The organism is Mycobacterium sp. 852002-30065_SCH5024008, assembly GCF_001665645.1.
GTDB classification, from domain to species: domain Bacteria; phylum Actinomycetota; class Actinomycetes; order Mycobacteriales; family Mycobacteriaceae; genus Mycobacterium; species Mycobacterium paraffinicum.
Genome location: NZ_LZSZ01000084.1, coordinates 30565 through 47536, shown reverse-complemented (window position 1 = coordinate 47536; position 16972 = coordinate 30565). Strand labels below are relative to the sequence as shown.

At 68.0% G+C, this 16972-nt stretch carries 18 protein-coding genes; 14 read left to right on the top strand and 4 right to left on the bottom strand.

Annotation, left to right across the window (positions count from 1 at the left end; all coding sequences use genetic code 11):
• Positions 1–41: 41 nt before the first annotated feature.
• Both A5781_RS10810 and A5781_RS10805 read left to right on the top strand, forming a co-directional pair.
• Positions 42–953, top strand: a complete 912-nt coding sequence (locus tag A5781_RS10810) for a DNA-3-methyladenine glycosylase (protein ID WP_067204809.1) — start codon at positions 42–44, stop codon at positions 951–953.
• Positions 954–1047: 94 nt separating this feature from the next.
• Positions 1048–1593: a Dps family protein gene (locus A5781_RS10805; protein ID WP_067204806.1), complete on the top strand. Its 546-nt coding sequence runs from the start codon at positions 1048–1050 to the stop codon at positions 1591–1593.
• Here A5781_RS10805 and A5781_RS10800 read toward each other — a convergent pair.
• On the bottom strand, positions 1590–3008 hold the full coding sequence (locus A5781_RS10800) for a chloride channel protein (RefSeq protein WP_067205013.1): 1419 nt from the start codon (positions 3006–3008) through the stop codon (positions 1590–1592). The genes A5781_RS10805 and A5781_RS10800 overlap by 4 nt on opposite strands.
• Positions 3009–3179: 171 nt before the next feature.
• On the opposite strand from A5781_RS10800, the gene A5781_RS10795 reads away from it, so the two are divergent.
• The 7 genes from A5781_RS10795 to A5781_RS10765 all read left to right on the top strand — a co-directional run bounded on the left by A5781_RS10795 (position 3180) and on the right by A5781_RS10765 (position 10188).
• A complete protein-coding gene (locus A5781_RS10795; RefSeq protein WP_067204802.1) occupies positions 3180–4163 on the top strand; it encodes a pirin family protein in 984 nt (327 codons plus the stop codon).
• Positions 4164–4165: 2 nt separating this feature from the next.
• The gene (locus A5781_RS10790; protein WP_067204798.1) at positions 4166–4801 is read left to right on the top strand and encodes a TetR/AcrR family transcriptional regulator; all 636 of its coding nucleotides are present in this window, start codon (positions 4166–4168) and stop codon (positions 4799–4801) included.
• A gap of 74 nt (positions 4802–4875) precedes the next feature.
• Positions 4876–5817, top strand: coding sequence for a class I SAM-dependent methyltransferase (locus tag A5781_RS10785; RefSeq protein ID WP_067204795.1), 942 nt, complete (start codon positions 4876–4878; stop codon positions 5815–5817).
• Between the two features lie 38 nt (positions 5818–5855).
• Positions 5856–6788, top strand: coding sequence for a class I SAM-dependent methyltransferase (locus A5781_RS10780; RefSeq protein ID WP_156624550.1), 933 nt, complete (start codon positions 5856–5858; stop codon positions 6786–6788).
• On the top strand, positions 6788–7714 hold the full coding sequence (locus tag A5781_RS10775; protein ID WP_067204789.1) for a class I SAM-dependent methyltransferase: 927 nt from the start codon (positions 6788–6790) through the stop codon (positions 7712–7714). The genes A5781_RS10780 and A5781_RS10775 overlap by 1 nt, the downstream gene beginning before the upstream one ends.
• A gap of 131 nt (positions 7715–7845) precedes the next feature.
• On the top strand, positions 7846–9273 hold the full coding sequence (locus A5781_RS10770) for an aldehyde dehydrogenase family protein (RefSeq protein ID WP_067204787.1): 1428 nt from the start codon (positions 7846–7848) through the stop codon (positions 9271–9273).
• A 54-nt stretch (positions 9274–9327) separates the two neighbouring features.
• Positions 9328–10188 (top strand): SDR family oxidoreductase, encoded by an 861-nt coding sequence (locus tag A5781_RS10765; RefSeq protein WP_067204784.1) that lies wholly within the window; start codon positions 9328–9330, stop codon positions 10186–10188.
• Positions 10189–10217: 29 nt separating this feature from the next.
• Here the strand turns inward: A5781_RS10765 and A5781_RS10760 are convergent, their stop codons facing one another.
• Positions 10218–11039 carry a tyrosine-protein phosphatase gene (locus A5781_RS10760; RefSeq protein ID WP_067204780.1) on the bottom strand — a complete coding sequence of 274 codons (822 nt, stop codon included), beginning with the start codon at positions 11037–11039 and terminating at the stop codon, positions 10218–10220.
• The gene (locus tag A5781_RS10755; RefSeq protein WP_067205009.1) at positions 11032–12252 is read right to left on the bottom strand and encodes an acyl-CoA dehydrogenase family protein; all 1221 of its coding nucleotides are present in this window, start codon (positions 12250–12252) and stop codon (positions 11032–11034) included. The genes A5781_RS10760 and A5781_RS10755 overlap by 8 nt, the downstream gene beginning before the upstream one ends.
• 157 nt (positions 12253–12409) lie before the next feature.
• Here A5781_RS10755 and A5781_RS10750 point away from each other — a divergent pair, with 157 nt between their 5' ends.
• The 4 genes from A5781_RS10750 (at position 12410) to A5781_RS10735 (ending at position 15957) form a co-directional block, all read left to right on the top strand.
• Positions 12410–12871, top strand: coding sequence for a nuclear transport factor 2 family protein (locus A5781_RS10750; RefSeq protein ID WP_067205007.1), 462 nt, complete (start codon positions 12410–12412; stop codon positions 12869–12871).
• 227 nt (positions 12872–13098) lie between these two features.
• Positions 13099–14193 (top strand): Re/Si-specific NAD(P)(+) transhydrogenase subunit alpha, encoded by a 1095-nt coding sequence (locus A5781_RS10745; RefSeq protein ID WP_067204777.1) that lies wholly within the window; start codon positions 13099–13101, stop codon positions 14191–14193.
• A gap of 10 nt (positions 14194–14203) precedes the next feature.
• The gene (locus A5781_RS10740) at positions 14204–14533 is read left to right on the top strand and encodes an NAD(P) transhydrogenase subunit alpha (RefSeq protein WP_067204774.1); all 330 of its coding nucleotides are present in this window, start codon (positions 14204–14206) and stop codon (positions 14531–14533) included.
• Complete coding sequence (locus tag A5781_RS10735; RefSeq protein WP_067204772.1) at positions 14530–15957, top strand: NAD(P)(+) transhydrogenase (Re/Si-specific) subunit beta; 1428 nt, start codon at positions 14530–14532, stop codon at positions 15955–15957. The genes A5781_RS10740 and A5781_RS10735 overlap by 4 nt, the downstream gene beginning before the upstream one ends.
• Before the next feature lie 14 nt (positions 15958–15971).
• On the opposite strand, the gene A5781_RS25560 is transcribed toward A5781_RS10735, so the two are convergent.
• Positions 15972–16097, bottom strand: a complete 126-nt coding sequence (locus A5781_RS25560; RefSeq protein ID WP_007167223.1) for a hypothetical protein — start codon at positions 16095–16097, stop codon at positions 15972–15974.
• A 165-nt stretch (positions 16098–16262) separates the two neighbouring features.
• Here A5781_RS25560 and A5781_RS10730 point away from each other — a divergent pair, with 165 nt between their 5' ends.
• Positions 16263–16886 (top strand): TetR/AcrR family transcriptional regulator, encoded by a 624-nt coding sequence (locus tag A5781_RS10730; RefSeq protein WP_067204769.1) that lies wholly within the window; start codon positions 16263–16265, stop codon positions 16884–16886.
• Positions 16887–16972 lie beyond the last annotated feature (86 nt).

Below are 16972 nucleotides of genomic sequence, written 5' to 3'. Positions count from 1 at the left end.
TGACTTGGCACATCGTTAACGGTCAATCGGAGAGTTGGTCGGTGGAAAGCGCGCGCACTGTCACGTTCCCCGGGGCGGTCAGCTTCGGGCACACGTTGGCGCCCCTTCGCCGAGGTCGCGGGGATCCGTGTTTTCAGGCTTCCGGTGACGGCACGATCTGGCGGACCAGCCTGCTGCCGACCGGACCGGTCGCCGCGCGGATCGGCCGGGTGGCCGCCAACGCCGCTCACTGTGTGGCGTGGGGTAGCGGCGCACCGGAGTTCGTCGAGAGGTTGCCCGCGCTGCTCGGCCACGAGGACGACGCTTCCGATTTCGTGCCCCGGGACCCGATCGTTGCCGCCGCGCAGCGGCGGGTGCCGCACTTGCGGCTCGGCCGTACGGGGCTGGTGCTGGAGGCGCTGATCCCGGCGATCATCGAGCAGCGGGTGCCCGGCGCCGATGCGTTTCGGTCGTGGCGCCTGCTGGTGTCCAAGTACGGGTCGCCGGCGCCGGGGCCGGCGCCAGCGCGAATGCGGGTGCCGCCGTCGGCCGACGAGTGGCGGCACATCCCGTCGTGGGAGTTCCATCGAGCCAACGTCGACCCGGGACGTGCGCGGACCGTGGTGACCTGTGCGCGACGGGCCGCCGCGCTGGAGCGGCTGGCGTCCCGTCCGCCCGCGCAGGCGCGCGAGGCGATGATGTCGTTGCCGGGGGTGGGGGAGTGGACCGCCGCGGAGACCGCGCAACGGGCGTTCGGTGACGCGGACGCGCTCTCGGTCGGCGACTATCACATCCCGAAGATGATCGGCTGGACGCTGGCGGGCCACCCGGTCGACGACGCGGGCATGCTCGAGCTGCTCGAGCCGATGCGACCACACCGCCACCGAGTGGTCCGGTTGCTCGAGGCCAGCGGGCTGGCATACGAACCGCGGCGCGGCGCCCGGCTCCCGGTGCAGCACATCAGCGACCTCTAAACGTGGTCATGGCCTCGTTGGCGCCGCGTTTTCGGCATCGGTCACGGGGTAACCAACGTCAAAGACGTGACCGTGTGCGAAACGGAGGAAATCGATGACACCGTTCACCATCCCGGGGCTCACCGACAAACAGGGAGCGCGCCTGACCGAACTGCTGCAAAAGCAACTGAGCACTTACAACGATCTTCACCTGACGCTCAAGCATGTCCACTGGAATGTGGTGGGGCCCAACTTTATTGGCGTGCATGAGATGATCGACCCGCAGGTCGAGGCGGTCCGCGGTTTCGCCGACGACGTTGCCGAGCGCATTGCGGCCCTGGGCGGATCACCGCAGGGTACGCCGGGAGCCATCATCAAAGACCGCACCTGGGACGACTACTCCGTCGGCCGCGACACCGTTCAGGCTCATCTGGCCGCGCTCGACCTTGTCTACACCGGCGTCATCGAGGACACCCGCAAGTACATCGAGGAGACCGAGGAGCTCGACCCGGTCACCCAGGATCTGTTGATCGATCAGGCCGGGAACCTGGAGAAGTTCCAGTGGTTCGTCCGGGCGCACCTGGAGAGCGCGGGCGGGCAGTTGACCCACGAGGGCACGACCACCGAGAAGGACGCCGCCAGGAGCGCGCGCCGTTCCTAGCGGTCGTCCTCGGTCCGACCTTCGCGCTCGGCCGCGGCGGTCTCGCGGTTCAGGCGCTGTGATTCGTAGATCGTGACGTTGGTGCGCGACATCAGCAGTGCCGCGATGCCGACGGAGAGGATCGCTCCGGGCACGACCGAGAACGAACCGGTCATCTCGGCGACCATGATCATGATCGCGAGCGGCGCCCGCGCGACGCTGCCGAAACACGTCATCATCCCGACCACGACGAAGATCCCGGGCTCGTGCGGCACCCCGGGCAGCCCGGACAGCTCGCCCAGCCGCCACACCGCCGCCCCGACGAAGGCGCCGATCACGATTCCCGGCCCGAAAAGTCCGCCGGATCCGCCGGTGCCGATCGACAGCGACGTGGCGACGATTTTGGCGATCGGTAGCACGACGACGATCCACAACGGGATGCCCAGCAGCGTCCCACGGTCGGCCGCCAGCTGCGCCCAGCCGTAGCCGCTGCTGAGGATCTGGGGAATCAGCAACCCCAGCAATCCGACGAGGAGGCCGCCGACCGCCGGCTTGAGCACCGGGCCGCCCGGGAGCTGGCGGGTGAGCCGCACCGCGGCGTGGAAGGTGCGGGCGTACAGGTAGCCGACCGCGAAAGCGACCAGTCCGATGACCACGAACCACAGCAGCGGCCATGCCTTCTCGAAGCGGTACTCGGCGTCGATGTAGCCGAACAGCGGGTCGAAACCCAGGAACGCGCCGAGTACCGCATAGGCCGTGCCAGAGGTGATGAACCCGGGCAGCAGGCAGCGGTAGTCGAAATCGTCGCGGTAGGCGATCGATGCGGCGAGCACCGCACCGCCGAGCGGCGCGGCGAAGATCGCCCCGATTCCGGCGCCGATGCCCAGCGCCACCGCGGTCCGGCCGTCCTCATCGGGCAGGTCGAGCCGTCGCGCGAGCAACGAGCAGAAGCCGGCCGAAATCTGCGCCGTCGGACCCTCCCGCCCGGCCGAACCGCCCGACCCTATCGTCAGCGCGCTGGCGATCATCTTCACCAGCACCGCCCGGAAACGGATGGCGCGTGGGTCCCCGTGCACGGCCTCGATGGCCTGGTCGGTCCCATGGCCGGTGGCCTCCGGGGCGAGCTTGGCGACGATGAAGGCTGAGATCAGCGCTCCTGCCGTCGTCACCAACGGGATCGCCCACGCGCGGTGAAAACCGGGATCGCCGCGACCGCCGCCGCCCTCTCCCACCGGCGTCGGGATGTGGTAGCCCCCGAGATAACCGAGCAGGAACTCGCCGGTGTACCTGAGCGCCAGGTAGAAGACGACGGCTCCCAGACCGGCGACGACGCCGATCGTGACGCCGAGCAGCAACCACTTCTGCAGGTAGCCGGACTTCCTGATCGACGCCCCGAACCGCCCGCCGGCGCCGGACACCGAGCCCGCTGGGGCCACCGCGGGCCGGGGCTCGTCGTCCGTCTGTTCGGTCACGGCGCGGGCTTCACGCGCGGTCGTGGCTCCGGTCCCCCAAGCATCCGGTCATCCTATGCAGCGCAACGTCGGCGCACCGGGGAATAACTGGACCGCGGTCCGGTTATTCGGGGTAGTTCTCATTACGGAGGTCACATGCCCGCTATCACCGCCAACACGTTGACGTTGCCCCGCGTCGGTGTCGCCGCACCCGCCGACACCGAGCGCCCGGTCCGGTCGATCACCACCGGGCCGCGCGGCTACGAGGGCGAGGGCTTTCCCGTCGTCCGCGCCTTCGCCGGGGTGAGTGCGGCCGCTCTGGACCCCTTCGTGCACATGGACGAGATGGGCGCGGTGGAGTACGAGCCCGGCGAGCCGAGGGGCACGGACTGGCACCCACACCGCGGGTTCGAAACGGTCACCTACATGGTCGACGGCAAGTTCGCCCACCAGGACTCCCACGGCGGTGGCGGGCTGATCACCGACGGCGCGACGCAGTGGATGACCGCCGGATCGGGGATCCTGCACATCGAGACGCCGCCCGCGGAACTGGTCGACAGTGGCGGCCTCTTTCATGGCATCCAGTTGTGGGTGAATCTGCCGAAGAGAGACAAGTTCGCGCCGCCTCGGTATCAGGCCATCGAGGGTGGCGACGTGCAGTTGATCTCGTCCGACGACGGCGGGGCGCTGGTCCGCATCATCGCGGGCGAAGTCGACGGTCACCGGGGCCCCGGGATCACTCACACGCCGATCACGCTCGCCCACGCCACGATCGAAACCGGCGCCCGCCTCAACATGCCGTGGCGGCGCGATTTCAATGCGCTCGTGTATGTGTTGTCCGGCAGCGGATATGTCGGCCCGGTTGCTCACCCGATTCGCGAGAGTCAATTGGCGGTGCTGGGCCCCGGAGATCGGATCACGGTGGGTGCCGATCCGGCGCAGGAATCGGCGCGCAAGACCGCGATGGATGTGCTGATTCTGGGCGGCCGACCCATTCGTGAGCCGGTATTCCACTACGGGCCTTTCGTAATGAACTCGCGCGCGGAATTGGTCGAGGCGGTGCAGGACTACCAGGCCGGGAAGTTCGGCAGCATTCCGCCAAATGCGCTAATGCCGCACCGGGGCGGTGGCACACTTTAACGATGTCTTCAGGGGTGGGTCGCAGGCCTGGACGCCCCCCTGCCGCAAAGGCGGATGAGACGCGTCAGCGAATCATGCGGGCCGCCCGCCTGGTGTTCAGTGAACGCGGTTACGACGGCGCCACGTTCCAGGCGATCGCGGCCCGCGCCGATCTGACCCGTCCCGCCATCAACCATTACTTCTCCAGCAAGCGCGTCTTGTATCGCGAGGTATTGGAGCAAACCAACGAAGCCATCATCGGAACCGGCATCAAAGTGGCCAGCCGCGAGACCACTATGGCGGCGCAGCTGACGGCGTTCATCACCTCCGCGGTGCAAGCGAATTCGGAGAATCCCGCCGGATCGGCGCTGATAATTTCCGGGGTGCTCGAGTCGCAGCGGCACCCTGAATGGAACAAGACCGAAAACGAGTCAGTCCGGGCCGTCCGGGAATTTCTGGATCGAGTCGTCAAGGACGCGATCGAGCGCGGCGAGGTCGCCGCCGACGTCGACGCGTCGGCGCTGATCGAGTCGCTGGTCGTCATCATGTGCGGCGTCGGCCTGTACGCGGGCTGGGTGGAGAGCCCCCAGCAGATGCTGGCCGTGACCGGAATGCTGCGGCAGTTGATGGAAGGCGCGCTCTGGCGGCCGGAGGCCTAGCCCATCGCGTGGGCAGTGAAGTTGCGCACAAAGCGTATAGGCTAACTAACTTATCCCGGTAACATGGCCGCGTCATGACTGATGTGGACGCGTCGTTACCGCCTTCCCTGAGATCTGCCGGCGACAGCTGGGCCATCACCGAACTCGTCGGTGCCACCGCGCTGGGCGTCGCCGCGTCGCGCGCGGCGGAAACCGCCGGGAGCAACCCGTTGATCCGCGACGAGTTCGCCCGCGTTTTGGTCTCGTCGGCCGGCCCGGCATGGGCCCGGCTCACCGATCCCGAATTGGCGTGGCTCGACGGCGACGAGCAGGGCCGTCGCGCGCATCGGATCGGCATCGACTACCAGGCCGTGCGCACCCACTTCTTCGACGAGTACTTCGCCGACGCCGTGCAGGCCGGGATTCGGCAGGCGGTCATCCTGGCCGCCGGCTTGGACTCGAGGGCCTTCCGCCTGCATTGGCCGGACGGCACCGCGGTCTACGAGATCGACCAGCCCAAGGTGCTGGAATACAAGACCTCAATCCTGCAGCAGCACGGCGCCGCCCCCGCCGCGAGCCGCCGCCCTGTCCCCGTTGACCTGCGCGACGACTGGCCCGCGGCGTTGGCCGCGGCGGGCTTCGACCGCACGCGACCGACCGCCTGGCTCGCGGAGGGCTTGCTTCCGTACCTGCCAAGCGACGCGCAAGACCGTCTGTTCGAGATGTTCACCGCTCTCAGCGCCCCGGGCAGCCGGGTCGCCATCGAGGCGTTCGGCCTGAACTCGCGGAGCAATTCGCAGCGCTGGCTGCGGATGCGGGAGCGGCTCGGCCTGGACGTCAACGTGCAAGCGCTGACCTATCACGAGCCGGACCGTTCGGACGCGGCCCAGTGGCTGACCGACCACGGCTGGCAGGTGCGGGCCGTGGACAACCGCGAGGAAATGGCCCGACTGGGCCGCCCGATACCCGAAGACCTGGCCGAAGACGCCGTGCGCAGCGTGCTGCTGCGGGCGCACCTCGGCGAGCCGACCGCCTGACTTCCGCCCGAGGATCAAGGAGCAACTCAATGAGCTCACTGCGCACCCACGACGACACCTGGGACATCAAGACCAGCGTCGGCAGTACCGCGGTGATGGTCGCCGCCGCCCGGGCCGTCGAAACCGAACGGACCGACGCCCTCATCCGCGACCCGTACGCCAAACTTCTGGTCACCAACGCCGGTGCCGGGGTGTTGTGGGAGCACATGCTCGACCCCGACGTCGCGGCCAAGATCGAATCCCTCGACGCCGACTCCGCGGCGCAGCTCGAGCACATGCGCGGCTATCAGGCGGTGCGCACCCACTTCTTCGACACCTACTTCAACGACGCCGTCGCCGCCGGAATCCGGCAGGTGGTAATCCTGGCGTCGGGCCTGGATTCCCGCGCCTACCGCCTCGACTGGCCCGCCGGCACGGTGGTGTACGAGATCGACCAGCCCCAGGTCTTGGAGTACAAGTCCGCGACGCTGGCGGAAAACGGCGTGACACCGTCGGCCGAGCGCTGCGCGGTGGCCATCGACCTGCGGCAGGACTGGCCGGCCGCGCTGCGCGACGCCGGGTTCGACCCGACGGCGAGGACCGCATGGCTGGCCGAGGGCCTGCTGATGTACCTGCCGGCCGAGGCGCAGGACCGGTTGTTCACCCAGATCGGCGAACTGAGCCCGGCCGGAAGCCGGGTCTCGGCGGAAACCGCGCCCGCGCACGCCGACGAGCGCCGGCAGCAGATGCGCGAGCGGTTCAGGAAGGTCGCCGACGAGCTGGGCATCGAAGAGACCGTCGACGTCGGCGAGCTGATGTACCGCGACGACCACCGGGCGAACGTCACCGACTGGCTGAACAACCACGGCTGGCGTGCTCAGGCGCAGCGCTCGACGGACGAGATGCGCCGGCTGGGCCGCTGGATTGAGAACGTCCCGCTGTCAGACGACAAGGACGCCTTCTCCGATTTCGTCATCGCCGAACGGCTGTAATGCCCCGCTCGCTGGACGACTCCTGGGACATCGCCACCAGCGTCGGCGCCACCGCGGTGATGGTCGCCCTGGCCCGCGCCGCCGAGACCTCCAGCGACTCACCGCTCATCCGCGACCAGTTCGCCGAGCCGCTGGTCTCCACGCCCGAGCTGGCCGGAGTCCGCGAGCAGGTGGCGGCCTGGTGGGCGGGCGAGCCGGACGACGACTCCGGTGGTGACGCCCCGGACCCCAACCACATGATCAACTACCAGGCGGTGCGCACCCACTTCTTCGATGCGTACTTCGCCGACGCCGTGGCAGCCGGTATCCGGCAGGTCGTGCTCGTGGCCGCCGGCCTGGATTCGCGTGCCTACCGGCTGGACTGGCCGGCCGGCACCGTCGTGTACGAGATCGATCTGCCCAAGGTGCTCCAGTACAAGACCGAGACGCTGGCGAGCCACGGCGCCGAGCCCACCGCCGACCGCCGGCCCGTGCCCGTGGACTTGCGCCATGATTGGCCAAAGGCCTTGCGCGACGCCGGTTTTGACGCGGACCGGCCGACGGCGTGGCTGGCCGAGGGGCTGCTGCCATTCCTGCCCGCGGCGGCGCAGGAGGCGCTGTTCGCCTCCATCGATGCGCTGAGCGGATCGGGCACCCGGGTGGCGGTGGAGAACTTCGGAGTCGACGAGGAGAAGCGCCGCGAGGCCGAGCAGAGGTGGCAGGAACTGCGGGCCAAGCGCGAAGCACGCGGCCAAGACACCTCGTTCAACCCCTTCGACCTCTGGTTCTCCGACGAGGGCCGGCCCGACTGCGCCGAGTGGTTCGCCGGGCACGGCTGGACCACGAGCATGGTGAGCGCGCGCGACGAGGGCGAGCGGCTGGGCCGTGCGCCGCAACCGGAAGACCGGCCGTTCGCGAACAGCTTCGTGACGGCATCCAAACCCTGAGCCGGTTCACTGGGTCAGATCCTTTCTACTGCTCTCCCAACCGGATGGTTAGGATCGCGGTTATCACCCATGAGCGCTCGTGCGACGAGCAGCGGGCGCATCGGGATGACCGAAGCAGGGGAAGGACAACGATGACCACCGAATCGGTTACACCCACGACATCCGCCGCCAACGGCGCACCGACACCTCAGCCGGCGAACATTCCCGCGACCGTCGCGCGGCTGCGCAAGACGTTCGCCAGCGGGCGCACCCGCGATGTCGAGTGGCGCAAACGGCAGTTGTTGCAGCTGGCCAAGCTGATGGAAGAGAACGAAGCGGCGATCGCGGATGCTCTCGCCGCGGATCTCGACCGCAGCCCGTTCGAGGCGTTCATCGCCGACATCGCAACCACGGCCGGCGAAGCGAAGTATGCGGCCAAGCGGGTGCGCAAGTGGACGCGCCGCAAATACCAGCTGCTCGAGATGCCGCAGCTCCCCGGCCGCGGTTGGATCGAATACGAGCCCTACGGCACCGTGCTGATCATCGGCGCGTGGAACTACCCGTTCTATCTGACGCTGGGGCCGGCCGTCGGCGCGATCGCCGCGGGTAACGCCGTCATCCTCAAGCCCTCGGAGATCGCCGCGGCGTCCGCGCACCTGATGGCCGAGCTGGTGCCCAAATACCTCGACAGCGACGCGATCGCCGTGGTGGAGGGCGACGGTTCGGTCAGCCAGGAGCTCATCGCGCAGGGCCTGGACCGCCTGCTGTTCACCGGCGGCACCGAGATCGGTCGCAAGGTCTATGAAGGTGCCGCCCCACATCTGACCCCGTGCACGCTGGAGCTCGGCGGCAAGAGCCCCGTGATCGTGGCGGCCGACGCCGACGTGGACGTGGCGGCCAAGCGGATCGCCTGGATGAAGCTGCTGAACGCCGGCCAGACGTGCGTCGCCCCCGACTACGTGTTGGCGGACGCCAAGATTCGCGATGAGCTGGTGAGCAAGATCGGCGCGGCCATCACGAAGTTCACGTCGGACAAGCCCAACGGAATGCGGATCGTCAACCAGCGTCAGTTCGACCGGATCAGCAGCTATCTGGCCGGCGGGGACGGCAAGGTCGTCGTCGGCGGCAAATGCGACCCGTCGAGCCTGCGCATCCAGCCCGCCGTCGTGGTCGACCCCGATCCGGACGGGCCGTTGATGCAGAACGAAATCTTCGGACCCGTGCTGCCGGTGATCACCGTCCAATCCCTTGATGACGCAATACGTTTCATCAACGCGCGACCCAAGCCGTTGTCCGCCTATCTGTTCACCAAGACGCGCGAGACCCGCGAGCGGGTGATCAAGCAGGTGCCGGCGGGCGGCATGCTGGTCAACCACCTCGCCTTCCAGGTGTCGACGGCCAAGCTGCCGTTCGGCGGCGTCGGCGCATCGGGTATGGGCGCCTATCACGGCCGCTACGGCTTCGAGGAGTTCAGCCACCGCAAGTCGGTGCTGACCAAGCCGACCCGGCCCGACCTGTCCAGCTTCATCTACCCGCCGTACACGGCGCGGGCCTTCAAGATGGCCCGTCGGATGTTCTGACCACTGCTTCAATTCGCTTGCTAGGCCGTACTTTTCACCTTAGAGAGGAACCTGATGCCCGGAGTGCAGGATCGCGTCATCGTCGTCACCGGAGCCGGCGGGGGGCTGGGCCGTGAATACGCCCTGACCCTGGCCCGCGAGGGGGCCAGCGTCGTCGTCAACGACCTCGGTGGGTCCCGTGACGGCACGGGCGCCGGCCACAACATGGCCGATCACGTCGTCAACGAGATCAAGGACGCGGGTGGCCGGGCGGTCGCCAACTACGACAGCGTCGCCGAGCCCGAGGGCGCCGCGAACATCATTCAGACGGCGCTCGACGAGTTCGGCGCCGTGCACGGCGTGGTGAGCAACGCCGGGATCCTGCGCGACGGCACCTTCCACAAGATGTCGTTCGAGAACTGGGACGCCGTGCTCAAGGTGCACCTGTACGGCGGGTACAACGTGCTGCGCGCCGCCTGGCCGCATTTTCGGGAGCAGAGCTACGGGCGGATCGTCGTCGCCACCTCCACCAGTGGCCTGTTCGGCAACTTCGGACAGACCAACTACGGCGCGGCCAAACTTGGCCTGGTCGGCATGATCAACACGCTGGCGCAGGAGGGGGCGAAGTACAACATCCACGCCAACGCCGTCGCGCCGATCGCGGCCACCCGGATGACCGAGGACATCCTCCCCAAGGAGGTGCTCGAGAAGCTGACGCCCGAGTATGTCGCGCCGGTGGTGGCCTACCTGTGCACCGAGGAAAACCCCAACACCGCGTCGGTTTTCGTCGTCGGTGGAGGCAAGGTGCAGCGGGTGGCCCTGTTCCAGAACGAGGGCGCCAACTTCGACAAGCCGCCGACGGTCGAGGATGTCGCCTCGCACTGGTCGGAGATCGACGACCTGTCCGCGGCCAAGCAAGCCAACTTCAAGCTGTAACGGTCAGCGCCGGGGCCGCGTGGTTCGAGTCAGGCCAGCAGCGCCTGACGTAGTCGATCCACGTCGGCCTCGGTGATGCCCGCGTCGCTCAGATAGGCGTCCAGCGAACCGAATTGCTCGTCGATCGTCTCGCGCGCGGCGGCCAGGTACTCGGGGCGCACGCCGAGAACACCGTCGGACAGCCGGGCCTCGGTGAAAGTCCTGACCTCCGGTGTGAGTTCGGTTTCCGAGCGCTGCTGAATCATCTCGGAGATGCGGACCCGCAGCTCCGCGACGGCGTCATTGCTGCGCAGGTAGTCGGCGACGATGGTGTCGCGATCGATGCCGACGGTCTCCAGCACCGTCGCCACCACGAAGCCGGTGCGGTCCTTGCCCGCGAAGCAGTGCGTGAGGACGGGCCGCCCCGCGGCCAGCAGCGTGACGACCCGGTGCAGCGCCCGCTGGGCGCCGTTGCGGGTGGGGAACTGGCGGTACTCGTCGACCATGTAGCGGGCGGCGGTGTCGTTGATGGACTCGTCTGGATCGCCGTTGGTCATCAGTTGCCGGAACGCGTGTTCGTGGGGGGCTTCGTCGCCCTCACCGGCGTCGTCGGCGAGGTCCGGGAACGGCAGCAGGTGAACGTCGACACCGTCGGGCACGCGTCCGGGCCCGCGGCGGGCCACCTCCCGCGCCGCGCGCAGGTCGGCGACGTCGCTGATGCCGAGCTCGCGCAGCGTCGCCTGGCCGTCGTCATCCAGGCGGCTCAGCTCGCTGGACCGAAACAGCCGGCCCGGCCGCAGCGCGCCCGCGCCGTCGGCGACATCGCGAAAGTTCCACGCGCCGGGCAACTCCCGGAGGGCGGCCTTACCCATGTGCGGTGACCGCCGCGGCGAGCGGAGATTTTTCCCGGCCGAGCTCGGCGCGCGCGATGGTCCGCATGTGTACCTCGTCGGGGCCGTCGAAGAGCCGCATCGCCCGGTGCCAGGCGTACATGCGCGCCAGCACCGTGTCCTCGCTGACGCCCGCGGCCCCGTGCACCTGAATCGCTCGGTCGATGACGTTGCACGCCACCTGCGGCGCAACCGCCTTGATCTGCGAGACCAACGTGTGGGCGGCCTTGTTCCCGTGCTGGTCGATGGTCCACGCCGCCTTTTCGCACAACAGCCGCGCCTGGTCGATCTCGTTGCGGGACTTGGCAATTGCCTCCCGCACCACGCCCTGCTCGGCCAGCGGACGGCCGAACGCCACCCGGTTCTGCGTCCGGTCCACCATCAGGGCCAGCGCCCGTTCGGAGCCGCCCAGCGCACGCATGCAGTGGTGGATGCGGCCCGGGCCCAGCCGGGCCTGCGCGATCGCGAAGCCCCCGCCCTCTTCGCCCAGCAGGTTGGTGACGGGCACCCGGACGTTGTCGTAGATGATCTCGCAGTGCCCAGGCTGGTCCTGGAAACCGAAGACCGTGGTGGAGCGGACCACCGTCACGCCCGGCGTATCGATCGGCACCAGCACCATGGACTGCTGCTGGTGGCTTGCCGCCTCGGGGTTGGTGCGGCCCATCACGATGAGGATCTTGCAGCGCGGGTCGGACGCCCCGGAGGTCCACCACTTACGGCCATTGATCACATAGTCGCCGCCGTCGCGCACGATGGAGGTCTCGATGTTGCGGGCGTCGCTGCTGGCGACCGCCGGCTCGGTCATCGAAAAGCCGCTGCGGATCTCACCGTTGAGCAACGGCTCCAGCCACTGCTTGCGCTGCTCCTCGGTGGCGAACAGGTGCAGGGTCTCCATGTTGCCGGTGTCGGGTGCCGCGCAGTTGAGCGCCTCGGGGGCGATCTCCAGGCTCCAGCCGGTGATCTCGGCCAGCGGCGCGTATTCCAGGTTGGTCAGGCCCGACTCGGCCGGCAGGAACAGGTTCCACAGGCCGCGCTCCTTGGCCTTGGTCTTCAGCTCCTCGATGATCGGCGGGACCGTGTGATCGTTTGGGCCGACCTCGTCCCGGTGCTTGTCGTATTCGGCCTCGGCCGGGAAGACGTACTCGGTCATGAAGTCGGTCAATCGCTTGTGGTAATCGTTGGCTTTGGCCGACATCGCGAAGTCCATGCCGCCACCATAGGACACGTCCCGCGACGGCCCATATGGCGAGCCTTATTGGTCACCTTCGCGACACCGAAACCACGCCGCGACGGGTGTGCATGCACGCAGTCTCGAGGTGTGGATCGCGGTCGCGACGCGCACGATGGACGCCATGACCGAATCCCGTCCGCCGTTCCCGCCGTTCACCTCTGAGACTGCCCTGGAGAAGGTGCAGTCCGCCGAAGACGCGTGGAACACCTGCGATCCGCACCGCGTCAGCCTGGCGTACACGCCCGACTCGCAGTGGCGCAATCGCGACGAACATGTCGTGGGCCGCGACGCGATTGTGGCGTTCCTGACCCGCAAGTGGCAGCGCGAGCTCGACTACGCGTTGCGAAAGAGCCTGTGGGACTTCCACGGCAACCGCATCGCCGTGCGGTTTCAGTATGAGTGCCGCGACGCGAGCGGCCAGTGGTTTCGCAGCTACGGCAACGAGCTGTGGGAGTTCTCGCCCTCGGGGTTGATGGCGCGCCGCGAGGCCAGCATCAACGACGTGCGGATCGACGAGTCCGAACGCCGCTACTTCAGGCCCCGGCCGGTGGCGGAGCACGGGCAGGACATCCCGCTCTGGTAGCGACCGGCCACAACGCCGTCTTGTGGGTCCACAACGCCGCGGCCGCTACTGCGTGCGCCTCGGGTAACGAACCATCGACGGGAGTCCGTCTGCCGCGCCGGCGGTATCCCGCCCCGGTCGATCGCACGTCCGGGGCGAAATCCGGCAGGCGTTAAGGTAGCGAAGCGTGCGGCCAGCCAGCGGCACATCAAACGGCAGGAAAGTGCGGGAAAGCAGATGTACGCGCCATGACAGATGCGCAGACGACGGTAGGGGTGGTCGCCGAGTCCGGGACCGACGAACGACGGGTCGCACTGGTACCCAAGGCGGTGGCGTCGCTGATCAGCAGCGGTGTGGCCGTAGTGGTCGAGTCGGGTGCGGGCGAGGGCGCATTGCTTCCGGACCAGCTCTACATCGAGGCCGGCGCCAGCATCGGGGACGCCTGGGCCGCCGACGTCGTCGTCAAGGTGGCGCCGCCGACCAAAGAAGAGGTCGGCAGGTTGCGCCGCGGGCAGACCCTGATCGGGTTCCTGGCACCGCGCAACGCCGACAACTCGATCGGCGCTCTCACCGAGGCCGGGGTGCAGGCGTTCGCGCTCGAGGCGATTCCGCGCATCTCGCGCGCCCAGGTCATGGATGCGCTCTCTTCGCAGGCCAACGTGGCCGGCTATAAGGCCGTGCTGCTGGCGGCCTCCGAGTCGACCCGATTCTTCCCGATGCTGACGACCGCGGCGGGCACCGTGAAACCGGCCAGCGTGCTGGTGCTCGGCGTCGGGGTGGCCGGGCTGCAGGCGCTGGCGACGGCCAAACGGCTGGGCGGGCGCACCTCCGGCTACGACGTGCGCCCCGAGGTCGCCGACCAGGTCCGTTCGGTCGGGGCGCAGTGGCTCGACATCGGCATCGACGCGGCCGGTGAGGGCGGGTATGCCCGCGAGCTCACCGAAGAAGAACGCGCCCAGCAGCAGAAATCCCTGGAGAAGGCGATCGCCGGGTTCGACGTGGTGATCACCACCGCGTTGGTCCCGGGGCGCCCCGCGCCGCGGCTGGTGACCGCCGCGGCGGTGGAGTCGATGAAGCCCGGCAGCGTGGTGATCGACCTGGCGGGGGAGACCGGGGGCAACTGCGAACTGACCGAGCCGGGGCAGACGGTCGTCAAGCACGACGTCACCATCGCCTCTCCGCTGAACCTGCCGGCAACCATGCCCGAGCACGCCAGCGAGCTCTATAGCAAGAACATCACGGCGTTCCTGGACCTGTTGATCAAAGACGGCAAGCTGGCCCCCGACTTCGACGACGAGGTCGTCGCGGCGGCGTGCGTCACCCGGACGCCCGCGGCCGGCTAGAGAGGACTACATGTACGACGAGCTGTTGGCCAATCTGGCGATCCTGGTGCTGTCCGGGTTCGTCGGGTTCGCGGTCATTTCCAAGGTGCCCAACACGCTGCACACGCCGCTGATGTCTGGAACGAACGCCATTCACGGCATCGTGGTGCTCGGCGCGCTGGTGGTCTTCGGCGAGGTTGAGCATCCGTCGCTGGCGGTGCAGATCATCCTGTTCGTCGCGGTGGTGTTCGGGACGCTCAACGTGATCGGCGGCTTCATCGTCACCGACCGGATGCTGGGCATGTTCAAGGGCAAGAAGAAAGCCGTGCCCGCCAAGACCGACGACCTGGCGGTGAAATGAACTACCTCGTCACCGTTCTCTACATCATCTCGTTCGCGCTCTTCATTTATGGCCTGATGGGCCTGACCGGCCCGAAGACGGCGGTGCGGGGCAACCTGATTGCCGCGGTCGGCATGGCCCTCGCGGTGACGGCGACCCTGATCAAGATCCGGCACACCGAGTCGTGGGTGCTCATCATCGCCGGCCTGGTCGTGGGTGTCGTGCTCGGTGTGCCACCGGCGCGGCTGACCAAGATGACCGCCATGCCGCAGCTGGTGGCGTTCTTCAACGGCGTCGGCGGCGGCACCGTCGCGCTCATCGCGCTGGCGGAATTCATTGAGACCAAAGGATTTTCGGCCTTCCAACACGGGGAGTCGCCGACCGTGCACATCGTGGTCGCGTCGCTTTTCGCCGCGATCATCGGGTCGATCTCGTTCTGGGGATCGATCATTGCCTTCGGCAAGCTGCAGGAGATCATCTCCGGCTCGCCGATCGGCTTCGGCAAGCTTCAGCAGCCGATCAACCTGCTGTTGCTGGTGGCGGCGGTGGCCGCCGCGGTCATCGTCGGCATCCACGCCCATCCCGGCACCGGTGGGGCGTCGCTCTGGTGGATGATCGGCCTCCTCGTCGCCGCGGGTGTGCTCGGCCTGATGGTGGTGCTGCCGATCGGTGGCGCCGACATGCCGGTGGTCATCTCGCTGCTCAACGCGATGACCGGGCTGTCGGCCGCGGCGGCCGGCCTGGCGCTCAACAACACCGCGATGATCGTGGCCGGCATGATCGTCGGCGCGTCCGGTTCTATCCTGACCAACCTCATGGCCAAGGCCATGAACCGGTCCATCCCGGCGATCGTCGCCGGTGGCTTCGGCGGTGGGGGCGTGGCCCCGGGCGCCGGCGGGGACGCCGGCGACAAACACGTCAAGGCGACCTCGGCCGCCGACGCCGCGATCCAGATGGCCTACGCCAACCAGGTGATCGTGGTTCCCGGCTACGGGCTGGCGGTCGCACAGGCCCAGCACGCCGTCAAGGACATGGCCAGCCTGCTCGAGGAAAAGGGCGTGCCGGTGAAGTACGCGATCCACCCGGTCGCGGGGCGGATGCCCGGGCACATGAACGTGCTACTGGCCGAGGCCGAGGTCGACTACGACGCCATGAAGGACATGGACGACATCAACGACGAGTTCGCCCGCACCGACGTCGCGATCGTCATCGGCGCGAACGACGTCACCAACCCGGCGGCCCGCAACGAGCAATCCAGCCCGATCTACGGCATGCCCATCCTGAACGTGGACAAGGCTAGGTCGGTGATCGTGCTCAAGCGGTCGATGAACTCCGGCTTCGCGGGCATCGACAACCCGCTGTTCTACGCCGACGGGACGACGATGTTGTTCGGGGATGCGAAGAAATCGGTGACCGAGGTCGCCGAGGAATTGAAGGCGCTCTAGAGGCGCCAAACGGTTTAGACCGGCGGGTAGGCGGGCGGCGGGTAGCCGTTGCCGTCGACGACGCCGCGTAGACCCCAGGGCACGTAGCGGAAAAAGAACTCGATTTCGTCGCTAGCGTCGTAGTCCGGGCTCGGATCCATGAGGCCACCCCTCCAGTCGCGACTTGAGCTTTCGAAAAGCGAGTCTAGTCCCATCCTCGTCGGGGCGACACCTCGCGTTTGCCTAAACTGTCCAACCAGTTGATTGATAATTGGCCTTGCCCGGCACCCCAGCGCCCCGCCCGGCAGTGACGATAGCGAGGACAGATGCCATCCGATAGCGGACTAACGCGGCGCGAGGAGCTGCTGGCTGTTGCCACCAAGCTGTTCGCCGCCCGCGGCTACCACGGCACCCGGATGGATGACGTCGCCGACGTGATCGGCCTGAACAAGGCGACGGTCTACCACTACTACGCCAGTAAGTCCCTGATCCTCTACGACATCTATCAGCAGGCCGCCGAGGGCACGCTGGCCGCCGTCCACGACGATCCGTCCTGGACGGCCCGCGAGGCGCTCTATCAGTACACGGTCCGGCTGCTCACCGGCATCGCCGCCAATCCCGAGCGGGCCGCCGTCTACTTCCAGGAGGCGCCCTACATCGCCGAGTGGTTCACCGAAGAACAGGTCGCCGCGGTCCGGGAGAAGGAGACCCAGGTCTACGAGCACGTCCACGGCCTGATCGACCGGGGGATCGCCAGTGGCGAGTTCTACCCGTGCGACTCCCACGTGCTGGCGCTCGGGTACATCGGCATGACGCTCGGCGCCTACCGGTGGCTGCGGCCGAGCGGGCGGCGCAGCGCCAAGGAGATCGCCGCCGAATTCAGCACCGCACTGCTGCGCGGCTTGATCCGCGACGAAGCGATCCGCACGAGTTCCCCGCTCGGCCCTTAGTTCGATGGGGGCGACCCGCTTCGCCCGGCTACGCCGCGCTCGCGATCGCCCCTAGGTCGATGGGGGCGACCCGCTTCGCCCGGCTA